The following is a 12214-nucleotide window of genomic DNA, read 5'->3' as shown; positions in this document are numbered from 1 at the left end:
CTGTCCCCGCGTGAACGGAGTGAATGATGCAATTCTCTAAAATGCATGGCCTTGGCAACGATTTTATGGTCGTCGACGCGGTAACGCAGAATGTCTTTTTTTCGCCGGAACTGATTCGTCGGCTATCCGACAGACACTTGGGCGTAGGGTTCGATCAGCTGCTGGTGGTTGAGCCGCCCTATGATCCTGAGTTGGACTTTCATTACCGCATCTTCAACGCCGACGGCAGTGAAGTCTCGCAGTGCGGCAATGGCGCGCGCTGTTTCGCGCGATTTGTTCGCCTGAAAGGGCTAACCAATAAACGCGACATTCGGGTCAGTACCGCGAATGGCCGGATGGTACTGAGCGTCACGGAAGATGAACTGGTACGCGTCAATATGGGCGAGCCAAACTTTGAACCCGCGCAGGTGCCTTTTCGCGCCAACAAAGCGGAAAAGACGTATATTATGCGAGCGGCGGAACAGACCATACTGTGCGGCGTGGTTTCAATGGGCAATCCGCACTGTGTCATTCAGGTTGATAACGTCGACACGGCGGCCGTTGAAACACTGGGGCCGGTTCTGGAAAGCCATGAGCGTTTTCCGGAACGTGCCAACATTGGTTTTATGCAGGTTGTAAGACGTGAGCATATCCGGCTGCGAGTCTATGAACGCGGCGCAGGGGAGACCCGTGCGTGCGGCAGCGGCGCGTGCGCTGCCGTTGCCGTGGGGATTCAGCAGGGGCTGCTGGCTGAAGAAGTACGCGTGGAATTACCGGGCGGTCGGCTGGATATCGCCTGGAAAGGTCCGGGTCATCCGTTATACATGACTGGTCCGGCGGCACATATCTACGACGGATTTATCCATTTATGAAGCAACCAGAGGAAGAACTACAGGAAACGCTCACGGAACTGGACGATCGAGCGGTCGTCGATTACCTGCGCTATCACCCTGAGTTTTTTATCCGTAACGCCCATGCCGTGGAAGCGATGCGTGTTCCACATCCCGTGCGGGGAACGGTTTCGCTCGTTGAGTGGCATATGGCCCGCGCGCGTAATCACATCAATGTGCTTGAAGAAAATATGACGCTGCTGATGGAACAGGCTCATGCCAATGAAAGCCTGTTTTATCGCTTGCTGCATCTGCAAAGCCGTCTGGTCGCCGCGGATAGTCTGGATGAGATGCTGATGCGGTTTCACCGCTGGGCGCGCGATTTGGGGCTTGCCGGCGCGACGCTGCGTTTGTTCCCGGATCGGTGGCGTCTTGGCGCGCCATCGCGCTATACGCATCTGGCTTTAAACCGTCAGGCCTTCGAGTCGCTGCGTATTCAACGACTGGGACAGTCGCAGCATTATCTTGGCCCGCTAAACGGCCCGGAACTGCTGGTGGTCTTGCCGGAGGCGAAGGCTGTGGGCTCGGTAGCCATGTCGATGATGGGCAGCGATGGCGACCTCGGGGTGATTCTCTTCAGCAGCCGTGACCCGCACCACTATCAGCCGGGACAGGGGACGCAGCTTTTACAGGAGATCGCGCTGATGCTGCCGGAACTGCTGGAACGCTGGATTAAACGCGTATGACGGATGTCGCGCTTTCTCAGGACGTCTCGCGGTTCCTGCGCTATTTAGGCGTGGAGCGCCAGCTTAGCCCCATTACCCTGCTGAACTACCAGCGTCAGCTTGATGCCATTATCGCTTTAGCCGGAGAAACCGGGCTGAAAAGCTGGCAACAATGTGACGCTGCGATTGTGCGCAGTTTTGCGGTGCGCAGTCGGCGCAAAGGGCTTGGCCCTGCCAGTCTGGCGCTACGTCTCTCGGCATTGCGAAGCTTTTTTGACTGGTTAGTCAGTCAGGGCGAATTGAAAGCTAACCCGGCGAAGGGCGTCTCCGCACCGAAAGCGCCGCGTCATCTGCCGAAAAATATTGATGTCGACGACGTTAACCGCCTGCTGGACATCGATCTTAACGATCCGCTCGCCGTACGTGACCGGGCGATGCTGGAGGTCATGTACGGCGCGGGGCTGCGTTTATCCGAACTGGTTGGCCTGGATATAAAGCACCTCGATCTTGATACCGGCGAAGTGTGGGTAATGGGTAAAGGCAGCAAAGAGCGACGCCTGCCGATTGGCCGTAACGCGGTGACGTGGATTGAGCACTGGCTGGATCTGCGCGGCCTGTTCGCCAGCGATGAAGAGGCGTTATTCCTGTCGAAGCTCGGCAAGCGTATCTCCGCGCGCAATGTCCAAAAACGGTTCGCCGAATGGGGCATAAAGCAGGGGCTAAACAGCCACGTGCATCCACATAAGCTGCGCCATTCGTTCGCGACCCATATGCTGGAATCGAGCGGCGATCTGCGCGGCGTGCAAGAGCTGCTGGGTCATGCCAACCTTTCCACCACCCAAATTTATACTCATCTTGATTTTCAACATCTTGCTTCAGTGTACGACGCGGCGCATCCGCGCGCTAAACGGGGGAAATAATGCGTTTTTACCGGCCTTTGGGGCGTATTGCCGCGCTCACCTTTGACCTGGATGATACCCTTTATGATAACCGTCCGGTGATTTTGCGTACTGAGCAGGAAGCGCTCGCTTTTATGCAAAATTATCACCCGTCGCTACGTTCGTTTCAAAACGTCGATTTACAGCGGATACGGCAGGCGGTGCGTGAAGCGGAGCCGGAAATCTATCATGACGTTACCCGCTGGCGCCATCGTGCGATAGAGCAGGCCATGCGGGATGCGGGATTATCGGCGCAGGAGGCCATTGCCGGCGCGAATGCGGCGATGATGCATTTTGCCAAATGGCGCAGCCAGATTGAGGTTCCGCAGGCTACCCATGAGACGTTACAGCAGCTTGCGAAAAAATGGCCGCTGGTGGCGATCACTAACGGCAATGCCCAGCCGGAACTGTTTGGCCTCGGCGATTACTTTAAGTTTGTACTGCGCGCCGGCCCGGATGGGCGTTCCAAGCCGTTTAGCGACATGTATTTCCTGGCGGCGGAAAAACTGCATGTGCCGATCGGCGAGATCCTGCATGTCGGCGACGATCTGACTACCGATGTGGCTGGCGCTATTCGCTGTGGGATGCAGGCCTGCTGGATTAAACCTGAAAATGCCGACCTGATGCGGACGCAGGACAGCCGTTTACTGCCGCATATCGAAATTTCGCGGTTGGCATCTCTCACCTCGCTGATATAATCACCAGTAGTTCTGTATAAATTCCCAGTTATTCTGGCGGATGGCGCTATGCTTATCCGCCCTACGATAAGTAGCCCCGGTAAGCGAAGCGCCACCGGGCGTTTTTAGTTTTCATGTTTTTACGCGGCGGTGCCAATGGACGTTTCTTACCTGCTCGACAGCCTTAATGATAAACAGCGCGAAGCGGTGGCCGCGCCACGTAGCAACATGCTGGTGCTGGCGGGCGCGGGAAGCGGGAAAACCCGCGTGCTGGTGCACCGTATCGCCTGGTTACTGAGCGTAGAAAACAATTCGCCATACTCCATCATGGCGGTGACCTTTACCAATAAAGCGGCGGCGGAAATGCGCCATCGTATTGGCCAGTTGATGGGGACCAGCCAGGGCGGAATGTGGGTAGGGACGTTCCACGGTCTGGCGCACCGCCTGCTGCGCGCGCATCATATGGACGCTAATTTGCCGCAGGATTTCCAGATTCTCGACAGCGAAGATCAGATGCGTTTGCTTAAACGCCTGATTAAGGCGATGAATCTTGATGAGAAGCAGTGGCCGCCGCGTCAGGCGATGTGGTACATCAATAGCCAGAAAGACGAAGGGCTACGCCCGCACCATATCCAAAGCTATGGCAATCCGGTGGAACAGACCTGGCAGAAGGTGTATCAGGCCTATCAGGAAGCGTGCGATCGCGCTGGTCTGGTGGATTTCGCCGAGCTACTGCTGCGCGCTCATGAACTATGGCTGAACAAGCCGCACATCCTGCAACACTATCGCGAGCGGTTTACTAACATCCTGGTGGACGAATTCCAGGATACCAACAACATTCAGTACGCCTGGGTTCGTCTGCTGGCGGGCGATACCGGTAAGGTGATGATTGTCGGCGACGATGACCAGTCGATTTACGGCTGGCGCGGGGCCCAGGTAGAGAACATCCAGCGCTTCCTCAATGATTTCCCCGGCGCGCAGACCATTCGTCTGGAGCAGAATTACCGCTCGACCAGCAACATCCTTAGCGCGGCGAACGCTCTGATTGAGAATAACAATGGGCGTTTGGGTAAAAAGCTGTGGACTGACGGCGTTGATGGCGAACCGATATCGCTGTACTGCGCTTTCAACGAACTGGATGAAGCGCGCTTTGTGGTTAACCGTATCAAAACCTGGCAGGACAACGGCGGCGCGCTTGCGCAATGCGCCATCCTTTATCGCAGCAACGCCCAGTCGCGCGTGCTGGAAGAAGCGTTATTACAGGCCAGTATGCCGTACCGGATTTACGGCGGTATGCGCTTCTTCGAACGCCAGGAGATCAAAGATGCGCTCTCTTATCTGCGTTTGATTGCCAATCGCAACGATGATGCCGCCTTTGAACGCGTGGTGAATACCCCAACGCGCGGTATCGGCGACCGCACGCTGGACGTGGTGCGCCAGACCTCGCGCGATCGCCAGCTAACATTGTGGCAGGCGTGCCGTGAATTGTTACAGGAAAAAGCCCTGGCCGGGCGTGCGGCCAGCGCGCTGCAACGCTTTATGGAACTGATCGACGCTCTGGCGCAGGAAACTGCCGACATGCCGCTGCATGTGCAGACTGACCGGGTGATCAAAGATTCCGGCCTGCGCACCATGTATGAGCAAGAAAAAGGCGAGAAAGGCCAGACGCGCATCGAAAACTTAGAGGAACTGGTGACGGCGACGCGGCAGTTCAGCTACAACGACGAAGATGAAGATTTAATGCCATTGCAGGCCTTCCTCTCTCACGCGGCGCTGGAAGCGGGCGAGGGGCAGGCGGATACCTGGCAGGATGCGGTACAGCTGATGACGCTGCACTCGGCCAAAGGGCTGGAGTTCCCGCAGGTGTTTATCGTCGGGATGGAAGAGGGGATGTTCCCCAGCCAGATGTCGCTGGATGAGGGCGGGCGTTTGGAAGAGGAGCGTCGTCTGGCCTACGTCGGCGTTACCCGTGCCATGCAGAAACTGACGCTAACCTATGCCGAAACTCGCCGTCTGTATGGTAAAGAGGTCTACCATCGCCCGTCGCGTTTTATCGGCGAGTTGCCGGAGGAGTGCGTGGAAGAGGTCCGTCTGCGCGCCACCGTCAGTCGTCCGGTGAGCCATCAACGAATGGGAACGCCGCTGGCGGAAAACGACACAGGCTACAAACTCGGCCAACGCGTGCGCCATGCGAAGTTCGGCGAGGGAACTATTGTCAACCTGGAGGGCAGCGGCGAGCATAGCCGGTTGCAGGTGGCTTTTCAGGGGCAAGGGATCAAATGGCTGGTTGCCGCGTATGCGAAGCTGGAAACGGTTTGACCGGCTCTCATATTGCCGGATGGCACCTCTTATCCGGCCTACGTGCTGGCTAACATTTTGATTTGTAGGCCGGATAAGGCGAAGCCGCCATCCGGCGATATATTGATGTTAATATTCTGAAATCATAGATAAATACTCTCACTCTGCTAACCTTTCTGCATAAGGGGAAATTATTGCTTTTTCGCGTTTCGTTGCGTGTTGACGGCAAATTTTTGCTGGCGTAACATGCGCCCACGATTACGCTAAGAGGACATTCGCCTTGGACACACCCAGTAGATACTGGCTCATTATCCTGTCATCCAGGAGCAACTCCTAAGGCTATCCCTTTTTGCTGATAGCCTTAGCGGTTGTCAGCGACCTTTCATTTTTTCCCGTCGCGTTGAGTCAGGCTGTTTAATGGTCTGAAACCCAATTTGTTTCTGTGTGCCCATCTGAACTGTCCGATATTTTTACGCATTGGGAGTCCCGGTCATGCTGAGCGCATTTCAACTGGAAAAAAACCGACTGACCCGGCTGGAAGTCGAGGAGTCACAAAGCCTGATTGATGCCGTATGGGTCGATTTGGTCGAACCGGACGACGACGAGCGATTGCGCGTACAATCTGAGCTGGGCCAGAGTCTGGCGACGCGTCCTGAACTGGAAGATATCGAAGCATCCGCGCGCTTCTTTGAAGACGAAGACGGACTGCATATCCACTCCTTCTTCTTCTTCGAAGATGCGGAAGATCATGCCGGTAACTCTACGGTGGCATTCACTATTCGCGATGGCCGTCTGTTTACGCTGCGTGAACGTGAACTGCCCGCCTTCCGTTTGTATCGTATGCGCGCCCGCAGCCAGGCGATGGTCGACGGTAATGCTTATGAATTACTGCTCGATCTGTTCGAAACCAAAATTGAACAGCTAGCGGATGAGATCGAAAACATTTACAGCGATCTGGAAAAACTGAGCCGCGTCATTATGGAAGGGCATCAGGGCGATGAATACGACGAAGCGCTCTCCACGCTGGCGGAACTGGAAGATATCGGCTGGAAGGTACGCCTGTGTCTGATGGATACCCAACGCGCGCTGAACTTCCTGGTGCGCAAGGCGCGCTTACCGGGCGGACAGCTGGAGCAGGCGCGTGAGATCCTGCGCGATATCGAATCTCTGCTGCCGCACAATGAATCGCTGTTCCAGAAGGTGAACTTCCTGATGCAGGCGGCGATGGGTTTTATCAACATCGAGCAGAACCGCATTATCAAAATCTTCTCGGTGGTTTCCGTGGTGTTCCTGCCGCCGACTCTGGTCGCTTCCAGCTATGGGATGAACTTCGAGTTTATGCCGGAACTGAAGTGGAGCTTTGGTTATCCAGGCGCGATTATCTTTATGATTCTGGCGGGGCTTGCGCCGTATCTGTACTTTAAGCGCAAGAACTGGCTGTAAGACATTAAGGCCAGGGTGATTCAGCTGCGGCTGAACCACCCTGAAAAGTTACAGGCTCCAGGTATTGATACCTTTAACCTCTTTCTCATAGAACCACTTATTTGTATTGACGCCGACATAAGCTGCGACAACAAGTCCAAGTATGTTAACGCCGATTAATGCTCCAATAAATATTGCAACGATCCCTAATAAAATAACTATAATTGCTTTTTTCCACAGACCCAGTACAAACAAATAAATCCATGAGAAGAAAAAGGCAATAAAGTTTATTTGAATAGTCAACCGTTGTCGGGGCTTTAATGCTTTAAATGCCTGTTTATATTCTGGGCTTACTTTCCAAAATCCAGGGAAACCATGTTGATCGTAAAATGAAAAACGGTATTTCCATTTTTCAGATAGCGAACCATCATTAATATAATCCTTGTCCATGTAAACTCCATTAAATTACTTGTTGAGTGAATTCGAATCCGGGGGGGCCAGAAGTAGCAGAGAAAAGGTTGCAAAATACCAGATTAGAAAAAGAGGCATACCAAAGCCATCGCAAGCGAAATCTTCAGCAACCATTATCACGAAGGAGGCAATATAGATTACAAGCGTACCCCATACATAGAATTTTATATATTCAAAGCCACTGTCTCTGAATCGCTGACAGTTTAAATTAATGACGAGATAATGTAGTAAAATTGTGAATAAAATTGCCAGTATCACAAAGCTTAAATGTAATAACACCCCAACCAAAATGGAAAATATTATATTTATTAGCGCGAATGATAATAAATAACGACATCTGGAAACACATCTCTCAGATGAAGGAATAAAAACACTTAACATTAATTTCACATCCATATGTTGGGTTACGTCGTTAGCATGACAATATGCTACCCCCCTTACAAGGGGAGGCATATTTTTTCAGATTATATTTAGAATAATAGTCGCGTTATTTTTTACGCTGCGTATAAATCGCATCCATCACGAAAATCGCCAGCGCGACCCAGATAAACGCAAATGTCACCATCTTATCCGCGCCCGGCACTTCGCCATAAAACGTCACCGCCAGTAAAAACATCAGCGTTGGGCCGATATACTGGAAAAAGCCCAGTGTAGAAAGACGCAGACGCGTAGCCGCTCCGGTGAAGCACAGCAGCGGAATCGTAGTGACTACACCCGCCGCCATTAACAGCAAGTTCAACGATAGTGCGTTTTGCCCCATATGGCTGGTAGGGCTATCGGCGATGCCAAACAGATAAATCGCCGCGACCGGCAACAGCCATAGCGTTTCGACCAGCATACCCGTCTGCGCTTCAACGGCGATCTTCTTACGCACCAGGCCGTAAAACGCAAAACTAAACGCCAGCCCCAGCGCGATAATCGGCAGTGAACCAAAGGTCCAGAGTTGCACCAGCACGCCGCACACCGCCAGAATCACCGCCAGCCACTGCATTCGACGGAAGCGTTCGCCAAGAAAAATCATCCCCAGCAAGATGTTAACCAGCGGATTAATGAAATAACCCAGGCTGGCCTCCAGCATATGGTGATTATTTACCGCCCAAATGAACAATAGCCAGTTACCGCCGACCAGTACGGTGGACAGGGCCAGCAGGAAAATCTTCTTTGGCGTTTTCAGTAGGCGCTTAACCTGTCGCCACTGCCGACTGACGCTAAGCAGCGCCACCATAAAGAAAAATGACCAAATCACGCGGTGCGTCAGGATCTCATCTGTGGGAACGTAATAGATCAGCTTGAAATACGCGGGGGCGATCCCCCAAATAAAATAGGCGGCAAGAGCGAGTAATACGCCCTGCCGTGTTTGTTTTGCGTCCATCCGGAAAACTCGTATCTGAAGTGTAACAACAGTTTACCTGCTTTTATCCCACCATATAAGTAGCGGTGGCGCTGGCGATGTACAGCTGATCTTCATTGTGTAATTCCACGCGGGCGACGGCCACTTTATTCCCTGCGCGCAGCAGGCTACTGGTGGCCGTAAAGCGGTTGCCTCTGCCCGGACGCAGGTAATCGACGCGCAGGTCAATCGTACCCATCCGCGACAGGCGCTGGCGTAGTTCATCTTCGCTGATGGTTTCGTGGCGAGTTAGCGTGCTGCCGACGCATACCAGTCCGGCGGCGACATCCAGCGCAGAGGCGATCACGCCGCCGTGTAAAATGCTTTGCGCCCAGTTGCCGACCATCATCGGCTGGTTGTTGAAGGCCAGTTGGGCGAACGCTTTTTCATAGCGTTCCAGCTCCAGCCCTAACGCCCGATTAAACGGCATGTGGTAGACAAACATTTCACCCACTAATTTCAGAGCTTGTTCAGCGGTAAGTACAGCGGACATAGATTCCTGACACCTCATTGGTTAATGAAATGTTGATATCATGCTTCTTAATTGTTGTTTTCTACTTTAAGAAGGGATAACTAACGGCTATGTGTGTAAATATGTAAAAATGGTTGGCAGAGAATGATTCAAGCTGAAAATACTTCGTCAGGAGAACGTCAAGAATGCGGGCGATTTTGAGAGGGTTGTTGCCAGCCACGCTACTGCCATTAGCGGCATATGCACAAGAAGCTACGATAAAAGAGGTTCATGATGCGCCTGCAGTACGGGGAAGTATCATCGCTAACATGCTACAGGAGCATGATAACCCTTTTACGCTTTACCCTTATGACACTAACTACTTGATCTACACGAACACCAGCGATCTGAACAAAGAGGCCATAAGTACCTACAACTGGTCTGAAAACGCACGTAAAGATGAAGTGAAATTTCAGTTGAGCCTGGCGTTTCCGCTGTGGCGCGGAATACTGGGGCCGAACTCGGTACTGGGCGCTTCCTATACGCAGAAATCCTGGTGGCAGCTTTCCAACAGTAAAGAGTCTTCGCCGTTTCGCGAAACCAACTACGAACCGCAGCTTTTTCTTGGTTTTGCTACCGATTATCGCTTTGCCGGCTGGACGCTGCGCGACGTAGAGATGGGCTACAATCATGACTCTAACGGACGTTCGGACCCCACCTCGCGTAGCTGGAACCGTCTGTATACCCGTCTGATGGCCGAAAACGGTAACTGGCTGGTAGAGGTCAAACCGTGGTACGTGATTGGCAGTACCGACGATAATCCGGACATCACCAAATATATGGGTTATTACCAGCTTAAAATCGGTTATCACCTGGGCGAGGCGGTATTAAGCGCCAAAGGCCAGTACAACTGGAATACAGGCTACGGCGGCGCGGAAGTTGGATTAAGCTATCCGGTCACTAAACATGTCCGGCTTTATACCCAGGTGTACAGCGGCTATGGCGAATCGCTGATCGACTATAATTTTAATCAGACACGTGTCGGCGTCGGCGTGATGCTTAACGATATCTTCTGATTGGATTGTGTTTTAAACATTGCAGTTTCTCTCGCAGGCGCTGAAAATAGCGCCTGTTTTGATTTATGGTGAACGGGGTTAATGTGGCGCAGGCGGAAGTGTTGAATCTGGAATCAGGGGCCAAACAGGTTTTGCAGGAAACCTTTGGCTACCAACAGTTTCGCCCGGGCCAGGAAGCGATTATTGATACTGCGCTCTCCGGTCGCGACTGTCTGGTCGTCATGCCCACCGGCGGCGGCAAATCTCTGTGCTATCAAATCCCCGCGTTGTTGCTGGACGGATTGACCGTCGTCGTTTCGCCCCTGATCTCGTTGATGAAAGACCAGGTCGATCAGCTACTGGCGAACGGGGTGGCGGCGGCGTGCCTGAACTCCACTCAAAGCCGCGAGCAGCAGCTTGAGGTGATGGCGGGGTGCCGTACCGGACAGATTCGTCTGCTGTATATTGCGCCGGAACGCCTGATGCTGGACAACTTTCTTGATCATCTGGCGCACTGGAATCCGGTATTGCTGGCGGTGGATGAAGCGCACTGTATCTCGCAGTGGGGACATGATTTCCGTCCGGAATATGCGGCGCTCGGTCAGCTTCGCCAGCGTTTTCCCGCTTTGCCGTTTATGGCATTGACCGCCACCGCCGACGACACCACGCGCCAGGATATTATTCGTCTGCTTGGGCTTAACGATCCGTTAATCCAGATCAGTAGCTTTGACCGACCGAATATCCGCTACATGCTGATGGAGAAGTTTAAGCCGCTCGACCAGCTAATGCGCTATGTTCAGGAGCAACGCGGCAAATCGGGTATCATCTACTGCAACAGTCGGGCGAAAGTGGAAGATACCGCTGCGCGCTTGCAAAGTCGCGGCATTAGCGCGGCGGCCTATCATGCGGGGCTGGAAAACGCTATTCGCGCCGATGTGCAGGAAAAATTTCAGCGCGACGATCTGCAAATCGTGGTGGCGACCGTCGCTTTTGGAATGGGCATAAACAAACCTAACGTACGTTTCGTTGTGCATTTCGATATCCCGCGCAATATTGAATCCTACTATCAGGAAACGGGCCGCGCCGGGCGCGACGGACTGCCTGCGGAAGCCATGCTATTTTACGATCCGGCTGATATGGCCTGGCTACGTCGTTGTCTGGAAGAGAAACCAGCCGGACAGCTTCAGGATATTGAACGGCATAAACTGAATGCGATGGGCGCTTTTGCTGAAGCGCAAACCTGCCGTCGCCTGGTATTGCTTAATTACTTTGGCGAAGGCCGACAAGAACCGTGCGGCAACTGCGATATCTGTCTCGATCCGCCCAAACAATATGATGGCTTAAACGATGCCCAGATTGCGCTTTCTACCATTGGTCGGGTTAACCAGCGTTTTGGCATGGGCTACGTTGTCGAGGTGATCCGCGGCGCGAATAACCAACGCATCCGCGATTTCGGTCATGACAAACTCAAGGTTTATGGCATGGGACGCGAAAAGAGCCATGAGCACTGGGTGAGCGTGATTCGCCAGCTCATTCATCTGGGGCTAGTAATGCAAAATATTGCGCAGCACTCCGCATTACAGTTGACGGATGCCGCGCGTCCGGTACTCCGTGGAGACGTTCCGCTAAAGCTTGCGGTGCCGCGCATCGTCGCCCTCAAACCCCGCGTGATGCAGAAATCGTTCGGCGGTAATTACGATCGCAAATTGTTCGCTAAGTTGCGCAAGCTGCGTAAAGCTATCGCTGATGAAGAGAATATCCCGCCGTATGTGGTCTTTAACGACGCCACGTTGATAGAAATGGCGGAACAGATGCCGGTTTCCGCCAGCGAGATGTTAAGCGTTAACGGGGTTGGGATGCGCAAACTGGAGCGCTTCGGGAAAGAATTCATGGCGCTCATCCGCGCGCATGTCGATGGTGATGACGAAGAGTAGTCAGCCCGGCAAAAAAGTGCCAGGATGGTGACTCACTGAACTAT

General features: G+C 53.2%; 13 protein-coding genes. 9 read left to right on the top strand and 4 right to left on the bottom strand.

All coding sequences use genetic code 11. The annotated features are described in order from the left end of the window. The first annotated feature begins 26 nt into the window (after nt 1–26). The 7 genes from dapF (at nt 27) to corA (ending at nt 6890) form a co-directional block, all read left to right on the top strand. Entirely contained in the window at nt 27–851 is an 825-nt protein-coding gene (dapF, locus tag ACFK9X_RS22640; protein ID WP_001160671.1) for a diaminopimelate epimerase, read from the top strand. After that, a complete protein-coding gene (locus ACFK9X_RS22635; protein ID WP_151117806.1) occupies nt 848–1555 on the top strand; it encodes a DUF484 domain-containing protein in 708 nt (235 codons plus the stop codon). The genes dapF and ACFK9X_RS22635 overlap by 4 nt, the downstream gene beginning before the upstream one ends. Next, nucleotides 1552–2454 (top strand): tyrosine recombinase XerC, encoded by a 903-nt coding sequence (gene xerC, locus ACFK9X_RS22630; RefSeq protein ID WP_000132874.1) that lies wholly within the window; start codon nt 1552–1554, stop codon nt 2452–2454. Before ACFK9X_RS22635 ends, xerC begins: the two co-directional genes overlap by 4 nt. Next, entirely contained in the window at nt 2454–3170 is a 717-nt protein-coding gene (yigB, locus tag ACFK9X_RS22625; RefSeq protein WP_001213560.1) for a 5-amino-6-(5-phospho-D-ribitylamino)uracil phosphatase YigB, read from the top strand. The genes xerC and yigB overlap by 1 nt, the downstream gene beginning before the upstream one ends. Nucleotides 3171–3305: 135 nt before the next feature. Then, the gene (gene uvrD, locus ACFK9X_RS22620; protein WP_000383436.1) at nt 3306–5468 is read left to right on the top strand and encodes a DNA helicase II; all 2163 of its coding nucleotides are present in this window, start codon (nt 3306–3308) and stop codon (nt 5466–5468) included. A 259-nt stretch (nt 5469–5727) separates the two neighbouring features. After that, the gene (gene ysgD / locus ACFK9X_RS22615) at nt 5728–5784 is read left to right on the top strand and encodes a YsgD/CorL family protein (protein ID WP_213053634.1); all 57 of its coding nucleotides are present in this window, start codon (nt 5728–5730) and stop codon (nt 5782–5784) included. A 155-nt stretch (nt 5785–5939) separates the two neighbouring features. Further along, nucleotides 5940–6890: a magnesium/cobalt transporter CorA gene (gene corA / locus ACFK9X_RS22610; protein WP_000947139.1), complete on the top strand. Its 951-nt coding sequence runs from the start codon at nt 5940–5942 to the stop codon at nt 6888–6890. A 48-nt stretch (nt 6891–6938) separates the two neighbouring features. Here the strand turns inward: corA and ACFK9X_RS22605 are convergent, their stop codons facing one another. The 4 genes from ACFK9X_RS22605 to yigI are packed head-to-tail and all read right to left on the bottom strand — an operon-like array spanning nt 6939 to nt 9223. Beyond that, complete coding sequence (locus ACFK9X_RS22605; protein WP_000356594.1) at nt 6939–7319, bottom strand: DUF2628 domain-containing protein; 381 nt, start codon at nt 7317–7319, stop codon at nt 6939–6941. 15 nt (nt 7320–7334) lie between these two features. Further along, nucleotides 7335–7793, bottom strand: coding sequence for a membrane protein (locus ACFK9X_RS22600; protein ID WP_001538085.1), 459 nt, complete (start codon nt 7791–7793; stop codon nt 7335–7337). 34 nt (nt 7794–7827) lie between these two features. After that, the gene (gene rarD / locus ACFK9X_RS22595; protein ID WP_151117803.1) at nt 7828–8712 is read right to left on the bottom strand and encodes an EamA family transporter RarD; all 885 of its coding nucleotides are present in this window, start codon (nt 8710–8712) and stop codon (nt 7828–7830) included. A gap of 43 nt (nt 8713–8755) precedes the next feature. Further along, nucleotides 8756–9223, bottom strand: coding sequence for an acyl-CoA thioesterase YigI (gene yigI / locus ACFK9X_RS22590; protein WP_001277136.1), 468 nt, complete (start codon nt 9221–9223; stop codon nt 8756–8758). Nucleotides 9224–9387: 164 nt separating this feature from the next. Between yigI and pldA the strand changes: the two genes are divergently transcribed. Both pldA and recQ read left to right on the top strand, forming a co-directional pair. Then, nucleotides 9388–10257 carry a phospholipase A gene (gene pldA / locus ACFK9X_RS22585; RefSeq protein ID WP_001201692.1) on the top strand — a complete coding sequence of 290 codons (870 nt, stop codon included), beginning with the start codon at nt 9388–9390 and terminating at the stop codon, nt 10255–10257. 83 nt (nt 10258–10340) lie between these two features. Beyond that, entirely contained in the window at nt 10341–12170 is a 1830-nt protein-coding gene (recQ, locus tag ACFK9X_RS22580) for an ATP-dependent DNA helicase RecQ (protein ID WP_001533487.1), read from the top strand. The last annotated feature ends 44 nt before the right edge of the window (nt 12171–12214 follow it).

The sequence above is a fragment of the Salmonella sp. WC3 genome (assembly GCF_042932255.1).
GTDB classification, from domain to species: Bacteria; Pseudomonadota; Gammaproteobacteria; order Enterobacterales; family Enterobacteriaceae; genus Salmonella; species Salmonella enterica.
Note: the sequence above shows the minus strand (reverse complement) of the source record. Positions and strands in the feature narration are given on the sequence as shown.